Annotated in this window: 13 protein-coding genes and 1 pseudogene; 7 read left to right on the top strand and 7 right to left on the bottom strand. The window is 36.5% G+C overall.

All coding sequences use genetic code 11. The features are described from left to right. Positions 1-224: 224 nt before the first annotated feature. Both xylA and ACK3CR_RS00160 read right to left on the bottom strand, forming a co-directional pair. Positions 225-1,562: a xylose isomerase gene (gene xylA / locus ACK3CR_RS00165; protein WP_243510208.1), complete on the bottom strand. Its 1,338-nt coding sequence runs from the start codon at positions 1,560-1,562 to the stop codon at positions 225-227. A 295-nt stretch (positions 1,563-1,857) separates the two neighbouring features. Continuing rightward, positions 1,858-2,754: a DMT family transporter gene (locus tag ACK3CR_RS00160; RefSeq protein ID WP_488974510.1), complete on the bottom strand. Its 897-nt coding sequence runs from the start codon at positions 2,752-2,754 to the stop codon at positions 1,858-1,860. A gap of 141 nt (positions 2,755-2,895) precedes the next feature. On the opposite strand from ACK3CR_RS00160, the gene pdxR reads away from it, so the two are divergent. Together pdxR and ACK3CR_RS00150 are read left to right on the top strand one after the other, a co-directional pair. Beyond that, positions 2,896-4,317 (top strand): MocR-like pyridoxine biosynthesis transcription factor PdxR, encoded by a 1,422-nt coding sequence (gene pdxR / locus ACK3CR_RS00155; RefSeq protein WP_488974509.1) that lies wholly within the window; start codon positions 2,896-2,898, stop codon positions 4,315-4,317. A 354-nt stretch (positions 4,318-4,671) separates the two neighbouring features. Further along, the gene (locus ACK3CR_RS00150; protein WP_328123960.1) at positions 4,672-5,352 is read left to right on the top strand and encodes a hypothetical protein; all 681 of its coding nucleotides are present in this window, start codon (positions 4,672-4,674) and stop codon (positions 5,350-5,352) included. A gap of 54 nt (positions 5,353-5,406) precedes the next feature. Here the strand turns inward: ACK3CR_RS00150 and ACK3CR_RS00145 are convergent, their stop codons facing one another. From ACK3CR_RS00145 to ACK3CR_RS00130, 4 genes are all read right to left on the bottom strand, one after another. Next, positions 5,407-6,393, bottom strand: a complete 987-nt coding sequence (locus ACK3CR_RS00145; protein ID WP_328123959.1) for a carbohydrate kinase family protein — start codon at positions 6,391-6,393, stop codon at positions 5,407-5,409. 49 nt (positions 6,394-6,442) lie between these two features. Next, a complete protein-coding gene (locus ACK3CR_RS00140; RefSeq protein WP_243510235.1) occupies positions 6,443-7,915 on the bottom strand; it encodes a glycoside hydrolase family 32 protein in 1,473 nt (490 codons plus the stop codon). Between the two features lie 11 nt (positions 7,916-7,926). After that, positions 7,927-9,168, bottom strand: a complete 1,242-nt coding sequence (locus ACK3CR_RS00135; RefSeq protein ID WP_488974508.1) for an MFS transporter — start codon at positions 9,166-9,168, stop codon at positions 7,927-7,929. 161 nt (positions 9,169-9,329) lie between these two features. Next, positions 9,330-10,316, bottom strand: coding sequence for a LacI family DNA-binding transcriptional regulator (locus ACK3CR_RS00130; protein ID WP_430240585.1), 987 nt, complete (start codon positions 10,314-10,316; stop codon positions 9,330-9,332). 268 nt (positions 10,317-10,584) lie between these two features. On the opposite strand from ACK3CR_RS00130, the gene ACK3CR_RS00125 reads away from it, so the two are divergent. Further along, complete coding sequence (locus tag ACK3CR_RS00125; RefSeq protein ID WP_488974792.1) at positions 10,585-11,763, top strand: YeeE/YedE family protein; 1,179 nt, start codon at positions 10,585-10,587, stop codon at positions 11,761-11,763. Positions 11,764-11,951: 188 nt separating this feature from the next. Here the strand turns inward: ACK3CR_RS00125 and ACK3CR_RS00120 are convergent, their stop codons facing one another. Continuing rightward, on the bottom strand, positions 11,952-12,833 hold the full coding sequence (locus tag ACK3CR_RS00120) for a LysR family transcriptional regulator (protein ID WP_488974507.1): 882 nt from the start codon (positions 12,831-12,833) through the stop codon (positions 11,952-11,954). 363 nt (positions 12,834-13,196) lie between these two features. Between ACK3CR_RS00120 and ACK3CR_RS00115 the strand changes: the two genes are divergently transcribed. The 4 genes and pseudogenes from ACK3CR_RS00115 to ACK3CR_RS00100 form a co-directional block, all read left to right on the top strand. Continuing rightward, positions 13,197-14,207 (top strand): DUF3231 family protein, encoded by a 1,011-nt coding sequence (locus ACK3CR_RS00115; protein WP_488974506.1) that lies wholly within the window; start codon positions 13,197-13,199, stop codon positions 14,205-14,207. Then, a pseudogene (locus ACK3CR_RS00110) lies at positions 14,182-14,675 on the top strand (hypothetical protein). The gene ACK3CR_RS00115 and the pseudogene ACK3CR_RS00110 overlap by 26 nt, the downstream one beginning before the upstream one ends. Positions 14,676-14,952: 277 nt before the next feature. Further along, positions 14,953-15,642 carry a DUF1796 family putative cysteine peptidase gene (locus tag ACK3CR_RS00105; protein ID WP_328123954.1) on the top strand — a complete coding sequence of 230 codons (690 nt, stop codon included), beginning with the start codon at positions 14,953-14,955 and terminating at the stop codon, positions 15,640-15,642. Positions 15,643-16,065: 423 nt separating this feature from the next. Then, a partial coding sequence (locus tag ACK3CR_RS00100; RefSeq protein WP_488974791.1) for an NTTRR-F1 domain occupies positions 16,066-17,065 on the top strand: 1,000 nt, incomplete at its 3' end.

Here is a 17,065-nt window from a genome sequence, read left to right as displayed (position 1 = left end):
TTCTAGAAAACTTTTTATTTACGGAAATATTCATCAAAACTCAAGGCAATGCTTACACTTTTCTCCTCTACTTGTATAAAAGTATTGACTCGAACTCTTTATATGTTTTATAGAAAAGAACCCGTCATGAAAACTTAAAGATATAAAAAGATTCATTGACGGGTCTTTTCGAGAAATGATACAGTCGGTTTTCTTGTTACTTCTTAAGTCGTTCCTTTTTCATTTTAAACTTCTAAAATATATTGATTTAGGGTGGCTTTCAACCGTTCTTGTCTTCCAGATTTGTTTTGAATTGAGTTATTATTCAGAGCGTATTGCTCAAGGGTATGGAAGTTTGCTCTTCCTTCCACAATATCTAGTCCAATCCCTTCCGTGAAGCTATGATAACGTTCTGCGATAACATCCTCAAATACACGGTCTTCAATTAATTTATGAGCCACTTTTAACCCTCTTGCAAATGCGTCCATTCCAGCAACATGAGAGTATACTAAGTCCTCTAACTCAAAAGATCCTCTTCGTACTTTGGCATCAAAGTTCAATCCTCCACAACCTAATCCTCCATTTTGCAAAATTTCATACATGGCTAATGTTGTAGAATATAAATCGGTTGGAAACTCATCTGTATCCCATCCTAAAAGAGGATCTCCCTGATTAGCGTCAACAGAACCTAACAGGCCGTGTACTCGAGCTACTCTTAACTCATGATCAAATGTATGACCAGCTAAAGTCGCATGATTAGCTTCAAGATTCAACTTGAAATATTTGTCTAAATTATACTGTTTTAGAAAAGCAATTGTTGTAGCAGCATCTGTATCGTATTGATGTGTAGTTGGTTCCTTCGGTTTTGGTTCAATCAAAAATTGTCCTGTAAATTCAATTTCTTTTGCATAGTCAACCGCCATATGCATGAATCGAGCTAGATTATCCAACTCTAATTTTAAATCTGTATTTAATAACGTTTCATAACCTTCACGTCCTCCCCAAAATACATAGTTTTCAGCTCCAAGCTCTTTCGCTGTTTCCAATCCTTTCTTCACTTGAGCTGCTGCATATGCAAATACATCTGCGTTACAAGAAGTAGCTGCTCCATGAACAAAACGAGGATGAGTAAACATATTAGCTGTATTCCATAATAATTTCACATTACTTGTTTTCATGTACTCTTTGATCATAGCAATGATTACATTTAAATTTTCATTTGTCTCTTTTAATGTATTTCCTTCTGGGGCAATATCTCGATCATGGAAAGCAAAGAAAGGAACCCCTAATTTTTCAAAAAGTTCAAATGCGGCTTCTACCCTTGCCTTAGCTAAGTCCATTCCTTGATACTTGTCCCATGGTCTTTTCATTGTTGCAGATCCAAAAGGATCTGTTCCATCAGCCGTAAAGGTATGCCAGTAAGCTACCGAAAATCTCAAATGTTCTTTCATCGTTTTATTTCCTATAACTTCTTCTGGATTGTAGTACTTAAATGCTAGAGGATTGTTAGAATCCTTCCCTTCATAAAACACTTTGTTTACGCTTCCAAAATAAGTTCCCACATTAGTATAAGATTGAGTCATATTATTTCCCCCTTAGTTGAGATAAGATAAACTTTAAACATTCAAATTAAAGTGATTCATCATTGAAGATAAGTTATATTTTATTAATAAGGTTTAAGTTAGTTTGTTCCCCCTACAAACTAACTTAAATACATATTATAAGATATCGTTATTTCTTTCAATACCCTTTTTCAGATTTTTTTATTTTCTTACGGCCTAATAGTTGTTAATAAGAGTAAAAAATACTCATTGTTCTAGTCAAACCTTATTATCGAAGAAATTATCTTTCTGAATTGTACCCTTGGATATCTTATTATTAAAAATTTATATTGTCTTTCGCTCGTGACATTTGTTGCTTTCCATGAATCAGAAAAAGTCCTAAAAATGTAATTATCCCACCTCCTACACTAAGTAAAGTAATCTTTTCGTCAAGCCATATTCCTGATAAAATGACAGCTACAATTGGTATAAGATAAAGAGAAGTTGTGGCTTCTGACGCCCCTACTTTTAAGTTTATATAGGCTAAAGCTAAATAAGGTAGAACAGAGGAGAAAACGCCTAAATACATCACGGCTAAAGTAGATGAAAAAGAAGCTACTTCTATCTCTGTTAACAGCCGTGGGAAAAACCACAGCATTCCAATTGTTCCTCCCCATATCGTATAAGTAATAAATGCGAACATTCCGTATTGTTTTAAGTAACGTGTTTGAAAAACAAAGTACAAGCTTTCTGAAAAAGAAGCAAGCAGAATAAACACTGTTCCGTTAATAGAGTAAGACTGGGAATGATAGCTAAGTGAAAAAAAGGCAATTCCTAAAAAACTAATAAATGAACCTAGCCATTTACTAACCCCCATTTTTCTCTTTAAATATAGCCGTTCAAGTACTAGTGAAAATATTGGTGTAGTAGACACAAGTAAACTAGCAATCCCTCCACCTACAGTTGTTTCTCCCTTATTTAAAAAAAGATGATAAGCTGAAAATCCTAAGCATCCTAAAAGAACTAACATAGGAACATCTCTCATATTTGGTAGACCTATGCGCAGTACAATAGCTATAATCATTAGAAAGCTTGAAGCAATGAGTAACCGAAAAAGAGCTAGACTTTCAGGAGTATAAGAATGTAGGGCAAAACGAATAGCTGGAAAAGAAGACCCCCAAAAAAAGATGATAGATACATATGAAACAAGTAAGAATACTGTTCTGTTTCTCAATTTATTCTCTCCTTATCAAATAAAATCCAACCAGTTAGTCTAGAAATCTAACAAGTAGTTTCTATCCTAGATAACATTTGGTAAAATGTCTCCAACCAGTTAAATTTTTGAAAACCAACCACTTCAAAGGAGAAACTTCTTATGTTAAGTAAAACAAGCATTCCTAAGTATGAAAAAATTATGAGGTATATAAAAGAAAAAATTTCAAATGGTGAATGGCCTATTGGAAGTAAAATCCCTAGTCAACGTCAGTTAGCGAAAGAATTTAATGTGAATAGAAGTACAGTTATTACAGCATTAGAAGAGTTAATCGCGGATGGCCTACTCGAAACACAAAAGGGTGTAGGAACCATTGTAACGAACAATACATGGAATCTTTTATCTTCCTCTCTCAATTGGAATACACATGTAGAAGCGGGAATGCTGAAACAAAGCAGATCAACAGTTCAAGAAATCAACAACTCAGAGTCACAACAACAGTTTATCCAACTAAGTAAAGGTGAGCTTTCAAGTGACATGTTTCCCCTTCAGAAAATGAAAGATATGATAAATAAAGTCTCTAATCATATAACTCCTTTTGGCTATGAAGAACCAAAAGGATATTTACCATTACGAAAAGCAGTGAGCGCTTATTTACATAAAATGAATGTTAATGTCTCTCCCTCTTCAATCTTAATTGTCTCAGGAGCCCTCCAAGCTCTTCAACTTGTCTCCATTGGACTTTTGCAAAAAGGATCAACAGTTCTACTAGAAAAACCTTCTTACCTTTACTCTCTTCGTATTTTTCAGTCAGCTGGGATAAATCTGACTGGAATACCTTTGGATCATGAAGGCCTTCTCGCCCAGCATCTAGAGCATGTGAAAAAGAAAAGGAAAGAAGCTGTTCTATATACAAATCCTTGTTTTCATAATCCAACTGGAACATTAATGTCTGAGAAACGACGCAAAAATATTATCGAAACATGTACAAACTGTCAAATTCCTATTATTGAAGACGATATTTATAGAGAACTATGGTTTGAAAAAGCCCCCCCTTTACCATTAAAATCTTTAGATCAAACAGGCCATGTTTTATATGTTAGCAGTTTGTCCAAAACATTAACGCCTGGTTTACGAATTGGTTGGATAGCAGCACCAGAACCTGTTATTAACCGCCTTGCAGATATTAAGATGCAAATTGACTATGGTTCTAGCTCTCTTTCTCAACGGGTTGCGGCCGAATGGCTGCAAAGTGGGTTATATGTGGAACATGTTAAAAAAGTAAGGGAGAATCTTTTGGAAAGAAAGAATGTAGCTTTAAAGCTTATTAAACAGCATTTAGAAGGACTTGCAGCATGGGAAGAACCTCAAGGAGGCTTTTTTGTTTGGGTTCATATTCTTGCCCCAATTTCTATGAAAAGTCTTTATGCATGTGCTCGTACACAAGGGATATTACTAAACCCTGGTCATATTTACCATGAACAATCTAGTCGTTATATACGCCTCTCCTATGCATATGCCTCAATGGAAGACTTAGAGATTGGGATTAAGAAATTAGGTTTGTTAATTAGAAGTTTATCTTAGTGATGATCGAGTATTTAAAAAACTAGCGATTATTCGGTTCCTTCTTCGTTTTGGTCATCCTAAGTTTATTTCAAAATTTGTAAAACATAATGATAGGAAGAAGGAGAACGTCTTTCTCACTTTAGAAGTTGAAGGATTATATAATGGGAAACCCTCTACCCAAACTTTCTCCCTTTCTTCTTCGTCAGATTATAAAACAACAGCTATTGTAACAGCTTCTTTAGCTAAAATACTTCTAGAACAGCCTCTTAAAGGCGTGTTGTTTCCGTTTGAGTTTACTGAGTTTGACGAGGTTCTAGTGTATATAAAGGAGCACTCGACTTTTATGAAGAAGTGAGAGAGGAGAAAATATACTTGTTTATTATGTTTTTAATTGGACTAGTTGTGGGATTAGGGCTATATCTATTAACTTACGTTTTTGCAAAAGAGATAGAAAATAGAAGAAGAGTATTGACTGTAGCTACTATTGGTGGGTTATCCTTACTTGGAAGTATTGCTGTAGCCTACCAAGTGAATACATTAGGATATGGGATCGCTTTTTTAATATCAAGCCTCGGTATTTTAGTTATTTCCTTCCTGTTAACTTTGTTTGGAAAAAGTATTGTATGGAAAAAGAGTGTTTTTACATTTGTTATTTTGTTTGTTATCGTCTCTAATTGTCGGATGTATATAAAGCAAGTTGACTATTGGGTTATAAAAGAAACTCGACTTTCCATCGGAACCTCAGATGAGATAGGTTCGTATTTATCCCTCCTTCAACAAAATCCAACCATTCAAGGCCATAAAACGTTTACTATTTCCGAGGGAGCAAAAGCGGTTGTCTTATCCTTAGGGGAAGAAATGGCAGGAGATAATATAGAAGTTCTAGACGTAGAAGAAGACGGAAATACTACCGTAATTAAGGTTAGAACGTTCTACAATCGTTCTGATGAAAAGAATCCTTTTATCGCTATTGGCTTAGATAGAGTTCAATCCGATGTCGTGATTGAGGATACGAATGGCACTGTCTTTAATGAGGCACCAGACGTAGAGTAGCCTTTACATAAGTACCCCCGCCTCTTTCTACAAAGAGACGGGGGTATCATTTTCCTACGCTTCTGTTTTCCGTGTTTCAATAAATCTTAATACATGCTCTTTTCCTGGTGCTGATTGAATTGCTCCTTTGACGGAGGCTGTTAACGCTCCACTTGCATTTGCAAAAGTAAGAAGCTCTTCATGATGTGCTCTTACTTGTTCAATCAAGTTCTCACTTGTAATCTCATGCTGTGAAAGCTCTGATAAAAAGCCGCCAATAAAAGCATCTCCAGCACCTGTTGTATCAGCAACAGTTACTTTAAATCCTTTTCCTTCATACGCTTCACCATTCTTAAAATGAATGGAAGCCCCGTGTTTACCTTTTGTATAAACAACAACTTTTACATCTCCTGTGAAAAGCGCCTTAATGCCCGATTCTTCATCCTCTATGCCTGTAATAAACGAAAGCTCTTCATCCGATATTTTAACAATATGAGAAAGCGGTAAAAACTCTAAAATTGCTTTACGGCAGCTTTCTTTATCAGGCCATAATGGAAGGCGCACATTTGGATCAAAGCTAATGATTCCACCCTTTTTCTTCATTTCCTTGATTGCTTTTTTGTGCGCAATTTTCATTGGACTGTCAACTAAGTCCACAGAGCAAAAATGAAGAAAGTCTTCTCCACTAAACCACTCTCCATCGATTTCCTCTTCTGAAAAACGAAGGTCAGCTGCATTTTGACGATAAAAATTGAACGTTCTCTCACCAAATCCGTCTACTGAAACAAAAGCAAGACCTGTTTCACCTTCATCTGATCGAACAATATAGGACGTATTAACATTTGCTTTTTGTAAAACATCCATAATATGATCCCCAAAATGATCATTTGCCATTTTTGTTAGCATAACAGCTTCACAGCCGTACTTTGCCGCTGCAATCGCAACATTCATTGGCGCTCCGCCTGCTACACGTTCAAAGCCAGCTACTTCTTTTAAACTCTTTTCTTTTTGAACGGGAATAAAATCAATTAATGTTTCACCAATACAAAAAATTTTACTCATTATGTACACCTCAATTTTGTGAGCAAGCTTGCGCTTGCTCACCATTATTCTACTTCCAAATATCTTTCAATTTCCAATACATAAACTCTTTAACTTTTACCTCACCTTTGTTTGCAAAGCACATCACGCCTAATCTTTCTTCCGTTGGGTATATACGACTTGTCATCGTTTTCATGCCATCGTTTGCAAACACTTCAATTGAGGATCGATCAAGGAAAATACGCAGTGTAAGCTTCCCATCATTCACAAGCCCTGTTGTTCTTCCTCCATCTTCCTCTTTCCCCATTTTCGAGCAGTCCAGAGAAAGCTTTTCATCTTGAATATGATAGGTAATCACAACTTCCTCTTCTTCGACGCCTTTAATCGTTAATCCAACTGATTCTGCCTTACACTCTGTTAAATCAAATTCTGCTTTTATCTCTAGTAAACTACTGTTTTCCTTTGCTAAATGATAATCTGAAAGGCTTGTGTTTTCAAGTTCTACACTCTTTGTTTCACGCAATTCTACCATCTCATCTACAGGATTCATAAAAACAGTGTTGTTCTTTCCAAGTGTTAGCTCTCGAGGAATAGTTAATGCTCCACACCATCCATCTTGTTTTGTCGGCATTTCGCTTTCCCACATATCCATCCAACCAATTACAATGCGACGGCCTTTCTCATCTACCAGTGTTTGAGCGGCATAAAAATCGTGGCCATGATCTAACTCTAGAAATTCACCTTTTACGTACTCATTTTTTTCATAGTCATATTCTCCAACAAAATAACCTGTTTGAAAGAGATTGTTATAATCGTCTCCTTTAGATTCTATCCCTTGTGGAGAAATTAACAGGATATGCTTTCCTCCCAGATCGAAAAAGTCTGGACACTCCCACATATATCCTAGTGTTCCATCACTTTGAGCAAGAACTCCAACATACTCCCATTTTCTTAAATCCTGAGATTTATATAAAATCACTCTTCCTGTTTGATTTTTTGTTGAGTTTCCAACAATCATATACCATTGATTATTATGCTTCCATACTTTCGGGTCGCGGAAATGATGAGCACTGTCTTCAGGAGGATGAGCAATAACAGGATTTTGACCTACTTTCTCAAATACTACTCCATCTGTACTCACCGCAATATTTTGAGTTTGATAAAAAGTGTCTTCCTCTTGATTAATATAATTGTGACCTGTATAAATAAGGGTTAGCTCTCCGTCATTGTTAACTGCACTTCCTGAAAAGCAGCCATCCCTATCGTATTCATCACCAGGTGCTAACGCAATCGGAGCATATTCCCAGTTCACTAAATCTTTACTTTTTACATGTCCCCAGTGCATAGGACCCCAGTTTTCATCATATGGATGATGCTGATAAAAAACGTGATATTCTCCTTTGTATTGAACCAAACCGTTTGGGTCGTTGATCCAGTTCCCTTCTCCCATAATATGATAACCTAATCGATACCGAGGATTTATGTTTTGTGTTGTTTTTTTGATAGCTTCTTCAGCTTTTTGAAGTTTGTGATCTATTACCATATTACTTCCTCCTATACTACTCTTTTTATATTTTTCCCACCTTGAGGTATTCCTCTAGTATGCTTAGAACCTAGCAATGTGAAGATGGATATAATCGTAAAACCTAACACCATTGTTCCCATTACAAGATAAGAGTATCGGAACCCAATGGAATCATACAATATCCCTGAAATAGGCGATAAAATAGCTGCTCCTACTTGTGACGCAAATTGAAAGCCAACAAGATATAAAATGGATGATAAACGAGTATCAAAATTAATTGCTAAATATTTAAAAATTGCAATCAACATAATTGGTAACTCTAAAGCGTGAATAAGCTTCATCGAAGAAATTCCAATTGGACCCATCACAAGCCCTGAACCAATAATTCGAAAAGCCATTAGAAATCCTGCTAATAATAAGCTGTTTTTTGCGCCAAGTTTGTTTACCATAAACGGAGCTAAAAACAGCATCCCAGCTTCTAAAAACACCTGAACAGAATTAAGATATCCAAATACTTGGTTCCCTAATGCCTCACTTGGAAAAACAGATGCATAGTAGATCGGAAATTGTTGATCATACACGCTATATACGCAAGTCACACCAACTACATAAAGCATTAAAAACCAAAAATCTTTTAAAAGAAAAAGTTGACCTACGTCTTTTAAAGAAACAGATTGGGCTTTCTCGACTTCGTGTGTTGTCATCTCTATTTTTATAGACAAAATAATGAAGACAAGAATAATTGCCGACCCAGAAGCAATCCAGAAATTAATATTAGGATTAATGTTAAATAACTGACCTGCAAAAAATGTAGCTGAAGCCCACCCTAATGATCCCCACATTCTTGATTTTCCATATTCAAACTGATATTTTCGGCTGATCTTTTCAATATACGATTCGATGGCTCCTATTCCAGCTAAAAATGAAACACCTAAGTACATCCCTCCTACAATTGCTCCAAGCAAAACATTGTACTGAAGCAATGGCCCATAAATGAAAATATAGAATGGTCCAACAAATACAAGTAAAAGGCTAATAAAGAATAAAATATTTTTCTTCAAGCCAATTTTGTCTGATATATATCCATATATCGGCTGCATACATAAAGCAAAGATAGCGTTTACAGAAAAGATTAAACCAGTTGCTGATCCACTTAATTTAATCTCTTGACCAAGCCAAATCGAAAAAAGAGAATAGCTAGCAGACCATGTAAAGAAAAAGAAAAAGAAATACGCACTTAACTTCCAATACAACATTTTTGAACTTTTCATTTGGATAACCCCTTTGATTAGAAATGAAAAACGAATGGTTTGTTATTGAAAGCACTTTCATAGATAATTCTATGTCAACCGGTTTCATATGTCAACCGGTTTCATAATTTTTAATTTAATTCTTCAGAAAACAACATAGGACACTGCCTAGAGGCAATGTCCTATGTTGTTTCACCTTCAATTAGCGTTACAGGTAGCTTTGTTTCACTTTTGATATTGTGAAACTCTCCGCTAATCCCTTTTAACAGCATATCAACAGTCGTTTGAGCAATAGAGTAGATTGGCTGTTGAATGGTTGTTAATTCAGGTAATAAAGTTTGCGCTGTTTCAGTTCCATCATATCCGACAACTTTAACGTCCCCGGGGATTTTCTTTCCTCTTCGTTTTGCTTCGCGAATAAAAGAAGCCGCAAACAAATCATTACTCGCAAAAACTCCGTCTACATGTGGGTGTTCATCTAAAATTCGCTGAATGATTTCATCCTGACTTTTTGGATCAAATGTTTGAGGGACTTCATATGTAATCGGCTTTTTACCGCATTTGTGTAATACGTCCTCATATGCCTTTCTTCTAAGCTGTTGCGCTGGAGTTTCTATATCAGACTGACCGTTAATATGTATAATGTATTCGCACTGTTTTGATACGAGCAGTTCTGTTGCTTTTCTTCCTCCGTCATAATTATCACAGCTTACAATTGGAATCGTCTCCGATAAATATCTATCAACAGCAACAACAGCTAGATTTTGCTTATGATAATCAATAATTCCGTGATTATGGGTCCCAACGATTATGCCGTCTACTTGATTGCGCAGCAGCATTTCCACATACTTTTCTTCTTTTTCTATACTATTTAAGCTATTGCACAGCAATACTTTATAGCCTTGTTCAGCACAAATATTTTCTAGATGAAAAATAAGCTCTCCATAAAAAGGATTGCTTGTTGTTGGGAAGATAACGCCAATTAAGTTAGTTCGTTTATTAAATAATGACCGTGCTAAATCATTTGGAAAGTAGTTTAATTCCCTCATAGCTTTATGTACATTTTCTCTTGTTTCTTTACTGATGTACCCACGGTTATTCAGTACACGAGAAACCGTTGTGGGAGAAACTCCAGCTAGCTTTGCTACATCTCCAATCTTTGTTTTCATCGATTTTCCCCTTTCGCATGCTCTTAAGCTATTATACCTTTCCTATAGAATAATGTACAAAATATTGATAACGCTTTCCTATTTGAAACACACATTAAGTTATAAAATCTCCATGATTATTCTATCCTTTTTCCACTAACTAACATTCTAATAAATTAACTCTAAACACTAGAAACCCGATAGGAATTATTGTACTATATTATAAAAAGGAGGGGTTACATTGGCAACAATGGTTAATAATCAATCTGTATCGTCAACTCAGAAGGTAATGAAAACCCCAAATAATCGGAATACATGGTTAAGTGTTTTATCACTTCTCATCCTGATTGGCGGTACTATTTTCTTGTATACAAAAGTATCTTTTAATCAATCGCTTTTATATGTATTAGGCGGAGTTGGAGGCTTTATCTTATATCAAGCCCGCTTTGGTTTTACATCTGCATGGCGTCAATTTATTTTACACCGCCGTGGTGAAGGTATTCGTGCTCAAATGATTATGATGCTTGTAGCAAACGCGTTATTTTTACCGCTTCTTTTGAAAGGAAGCATGTTTGGCCATTCTATTTCCGGATATGTATCTCCAGTAGGAATGTCTGTATTAGTCGGCGCCTTTATTTTTGGAATTGGAATGCAAATGGGTGATGGGTGCGCATCAGGTACGCTGTATCATATTGGTGGCGGTGATATGAACGGTGTTGTAACATTAATCGGATTTATTGCAGGCTCTGTTATTGCTGCTACTCATTTTAATTGGTGGATGAATACACCGCAATTTCAACCAATTTCTCTTATTGAACATTTTAATGTTGTAACAGGTTTTCTTGTGCAGTTTATCATGCTTGCTATTGTTTACTTTGCGACAATCTTGATTGAAAAACGTAAACACGGCAAACTTATTCCTCAAAAGCGAGAAAATGCAAACGGATGGAAAGTCATTTTCAAAGGTCCTTGGCCACTTATTTTAGGTGGAGTTGCGCTAGCCGTTCTAAATGCTCTTATCTTAATGATTCAAGGAAAGCCTTGGGGAATTACATCTGCTTTTGCTCTGTGGGGTTCAAAAATCACCCAAGCTTTTGGGGCAAGTCCTGAGACATGGTCATACTGGCAGGATCCTGCAAAGGCTGCTTCACTAGAAAGTCCATTATATATGGACATCACAACCGTTATGGATATCAGTCTTATGGCTGGAGCACTTCTTGCAGCTGCTTTCGCAGGTCGTTTCAGCAAACCTGTCCGCTTTAAACTGCCGACCCGCATGACAATTGGTTCATTAGTTGGTGGATTAATGATGGGATATGGAGCTCGTATTTCATTTGGATGTAATATTGGAGCCTATTTTGATGGAATTGCTTCCTTTAGCCTGCATGGCTGGCTTTGGTTTGTTGCTGCATTTATCGGAAGCATTATCGGTGTGAAACTCCGTCCATATTGTGCTTATAAGAAATAAAGAAAAGAACATGTAAAAAGACCTTATCTATGTAGATAAGGTCTTTTTTATGCACCTATTAGCTGTCTCAAAAACTACGAAGGGACAACTTGGTTGTTTCATTTCTCACCTTCTTGTTTTTATCTTATGCTTATCTCTTTTCATACTTTATGTAGTTTACTCATTACAAAGTTTTAATGCTTCATATTTTAAAGCTCATTTTTACACTCTAAAACAAAATTCTTCAAGTTCAATGTTGGAGCAGACATGTATGTTTTTTCATTCCAGGCAAGCCCTATTAATCGTTCACACTTTGGAGAACGAACCGGAATTTGGATAACGTTGGTTTCCTCTGGTTTATGTAAACGAGGCAATAATGAAATACCAAATCCAGCTGAGATCAGCCCTGCAATTGTGGGAACTTCTTCTCCCTCAAAAGTAATGTTTGGGATAATTCCAACTTTCTCAAATAGCTGATCCGTAATGGAGCGCAGCGAATATCCTTTTTTTAAGAGAACAAATTTCTCCTCTCGTACTTCCTCTAATAAAATGCTTTTGTAATGGGAAAACCGGTGACAAGTTGGAACACTGAGAAAGAGCTCTTCTTTCCTTAAAATTCGCCATTGAATAGGATGCTTAATTTCCATATTTGAAAGCAGACAAATATCAATTTCTCCTTCTTCTAGCTGGCGAAGAAGAGTGTGAGAATTATTTTGATAAAGACGAAACTTTGTTTTTGGATACACTTCTCTAAAAGAGCTAATAAGGCGTGGAATATAACTTGGTCCTAGCGTATGTAGAAACCCGAGGGAAATCTCTCCTTCTTCAGGATCCAAAAGGGCTTGAATCTCTCTCTTTCCTTCTTCGAACTCTTTCATAATCCGTTCGACTCGTTTTAAGAACAAATGACCGTATTTATTTAACGAAATAGAGCGACCTTGCCGATCAAATAGTGGAACACCAACTTCCTCCTCTAATCGAGAAATGGAGCGACTTAACGCAGGCTGTGATATTGATAATAGCTTCGCTGATTGTGTCATATGTTCTGTGCGTGCAAGCATTTGAAAATACTCAAAATGATGCCATTCCATAAAGCTCTCCTCCACATACAGATAAATTCATACCTAACTATATTATATATTACAATTGCTTTTTATAGTTATTTATGTCTCTTTCTCCAAATTGATACTTGAGAAGCTTATTTGGTCCCTGTGGAGAAACCGAAATTTCAAAAATATGTAATCTTTCTTTATTCTTTATAGATAAGGCAATCTTCACCTTCTATTTCTTACTTTCAAAAGGAACTTAGTAAACCAATAAGCAACAAAGGCTATTGCTACATCCATGAGATTATAATGAAACGTAGAGCCCATCAATCCTGAAGTTTGTTCTAAATTATAATATAACTCCATTGGGATATACTAGCGTAGACAAATTTGCAGGAGGTTAATAAAATGGAGAACATTACTCATAGTGGTAAGATGAGTTCCTCGGAACTTGCAAACCTTTGGTCACAATACCTCAATGATAGCTTATCACATTGCATTATTCGTTATTTCATTAATACTGTAGAGGATAAAGAAATAGGTGACGTCCTTCAATTTGCCCTAGAGTTATCAGAAACCCACCTTCAAAAGATAAAAGAATTTTTAACAAAGGAAAACTACCCAATTCCAAAGGGATTTACTGATGAGGATGTCACACTAGAGGCACCGGCTCTATTTACAGATACATATATTATTGTTTTTATGCAGATCATGTCTGTCCATGGTATGACTAGATATACAGGAGCTATCGGCTGTGCAATTAGAGAGGACCAAAGAAAATACTTTAAACAAGTTATTTCTGAGTCAGTGGAATTGTATGATTTAGCTACTGGTGTGCTTGTAAGTAAAGGAATTATTAGTAAACCCCCTACTTTTAACAATCATCAGAAAGTTGAGTTTGTAAAAAAACAAAGTTATCTAACAGGGTGGCTTGGGAAACGTAGACCGATCAGTGCAGTTGAAGTTAGTGGTACTTACCTTAATATGCAAAAGACACTGACAAAACTAGTTCTAGAGTTGGGGTTTAGCCAGGTTGCTCAGTCAAAAGTTGTTCGGAAATACATGAAAAGAGCTAGATCAGTTTGCCAAGAACACTTCAAAATCCTAGCTTCAATGTTAACAGATGATGATTTGCACATTCCTAGAACGTTTGATTCCGAGGTAACAGATTCAACAGTTCCTCCCTTTTCCGATAAACTCATGATGTTTTTAATATCTAGCCTACTCTCTTCAGCTATTGGATATTACGGTGAAGCTATGTCATTATGTCAACGAAGGGATTTGGCAGCTAATTATGCGAAAATGATTACCGATATTGCAGTGTTAGCAGAAGACGGCGTAAATTTACTAATAGAAAATGAATGGATGGAGCAACCTCCACTAGCGACAGATCATGACGATTTGGCAAAAAATAAATGATTTTAGTAAGAATGAAAAAAAGGAACAGATAATTGAGAGTATATTTTGGAGTATAGCTTTACCTGGTTTTTCTCAAATATTAAATGGGAGGCTATTTAAAGGGATTTTATTTCTTGTCCTTGAAATGGTAATAAACGTTAAGGCCAATTTTAATGAAATCATTCAATTAAGTTTTATGGGACAAATAGATGCGGCAATTGCTCAAACAAATTTCCAATGGCTTATGTTTTATCCTTGTTTATACTTTTTTCAATGTGGGATGCCTTTAAAAGTTCAGGGGGTGGAAAGAGCCACTTCTCCTATCTTCCGTTCGTTTTCTCAGGATTTTTCGTTACACTTGGGATTATGTATTCAACAAAACTAGAAGTGTTTGGTTTCTTATTAGGACCCGTATGGCTTCCAATGTTGGGGGTTATCCCTGGTTTAACAATCGGTTTTTCTCTAAAAAGAATCCTAACATCACATTAAGGGTAAACTTAATTGTTTATTTTTTTATCTTTTCATTCCATTACCAAATGTAAAATTAAGTCTCCTTAAGATATTACTGGGTTCAAAAGACAGCGCCTATTTAATAAGTGCTGTCTTTTGAATGTTAAGATTACTTTTTTATATTTTGTAGTTTCTTTATAAAGATATGGCTTCTATAGGGTACTGACCCTCATATAGACTTTAAAATAAATTGTCCAAACAATTCCAACCAACTAAGCATTTTATATTAAGAGACCTTTTAAAAAATAATAGGAGGATGATTAACTTGAACTTACAAGATATCAAAGGATCTTATGATGCTGTATTTAGTTTAGGGAGTGCTTGTAATCCAGCCCTTCAATTCCAACGCCTTAATTTAAAAAGGTTTACATCAAGTCCACTAGATTGGAGTTACTCTCCATTCCTTTCAGATGTAAATAGATTGTTTAAAAATAATTTTAAGGGATTTATGGAACTTAAAAATATGCGTGTAGTAAATGATAAAGGAGATTATGTATATGCTCATGATGGAGCCCCTGTTGTTCCAGATAAAGAAATTCAAATACCAACAAAATCCTATGTGATACAAGATACTGTTTATAATATCTTTTCAGCTCACGATTTCCCTATTATTGGAGATCAAAATTGGATTGTAACCTACCCTTCTTTTAAAAAAACACTAAACTATCGAATATATAGATTTCTAAAGAAAGTAGCCAATAGTGAATCCGTTCTATTTGTTAGATGGGTAGCTAACTATGATGAAGCAGTCGAATTACAATCTATTTTGTCTCACATGGTAAAAGGACGTTTTAATGTCCTTATCCTTAATCCAGTAGAAGACTTGGAAGAAATTACTGAAGTAGATTGGGAATTAGATAGAACATGTGTAGTTAACGTTCCTAGTGATCCTAACAGCGATTCGACATGGGATCATGTTCTAAATGGAGTAACATTAACGAATTAATTGTTTTTAAACTACTAAATCTTTTAATTAAATCAGATTTTGCATATTCCTATAACTCTATATCTAATTAGTAATTTTTATACAATTCTAGCTGATATAAAACATATTCAAAGAAATAACGAAGGCGCGGAACCCTTAAATAACAAGGAATCCGCGCCTTCTGTTTTTTTACTCTCTAGCCAGTTTTTTTGTCCCTCACTGATTTAACAAACTTTTCCCCACTCCGCCATGAGAAAAGAGAATAGAAAATTGCATTTTTCACAACTCCTCCCAGTCCTTAAACTTTACTCATCCCCCTTTATCTGGAAAAAAAACACTAAAAAGGATAAGTGCCCGCGCCATTTCTAAGGAAGAGACATAGGATAAACAGTATTACTTTAAATAGTAATGCTACTTTAATAGAATGGAGGAATAATGAACAACATGAGTATTCAGAACTTAATTGTTAATGGAGGTTTCGAAACAGGAACACTTTCTCCATGGTTTTTTTCCAACGCAATAGTGACCAATCAATTTTCACATTCCAACTTTTATTCAGCAAGATTACAGGGTGGAGACACGGTTTCCTATATTGGGCAACTTGTTCCCGTGAATCCAGGAGACACCTTTGAATTACTCGTTTCCCTAGCTAAAGTAGGATTGGATCAGGCTGCTCCTATACAGATACAAGTTGTTTATTTAAATGATCTTTCTAATTCTCTTGGAAACGGACTCTTTATAAACATTCCAGTAAACAGAATCCCTACAGCCGATAATAATACATGGCTTGAAATCCACCAAATTACAACTCCAGCTCCCCCAAGCGCTACACAAGCCTTTGTTTTAATTAATACTGGGCCTCAAGTAGGCACAGCTGATATTTTAGTCGATGATGTTGCTCTATTAAATGTAATTGGCGTAACAGGACCGACTGGACCGACTGGACCTACGGGTGCTACTGGTGACCTTGGACCAACTGGACCTACGGGTGCTACTGGTGATGTCGGACCAACCGGACCTACGGGTGCTACTGGCGACCTTGGACCAACTGGACCTACAGGTGCTACTGGTGACCTTGGACCAACTGGACCTACAGGTGCTACTGGTGACCTTGGACCTACGGGTGCTACTGGTGATGTCGGACCAACTGGACCTACGGGTGCTACTGGCGACCTTGGACCAACTGGACCTACAGGTGCTACTGGTGACCTTGGACCAACTGGACCTACAGGTGCTACTGGCGACCTTGGACCAACTGGACCTACAGGTGCTACTGGTGATGTCGGACCAACTGGGCCTACGGGTGCTACTGGCGATCTTGGACCAACTGGACCTACGGGTGCTACTGGCGACCTTGGACCAACTGGACCTACGGGTGCTACTGGCGACCTTGGACCAACTGGACCTACGGGTGCTACTGGCGACCTTGGACCAACTGGACCTA

This window comes from Priestia sp. TRM10 (genome assembly GCF_057808375.1).
The sequence above is the reverse complement of the archived record's forward strand: the minus strand, read 5'-3'. Positions and strand labels throughout refer to the sequence as shown.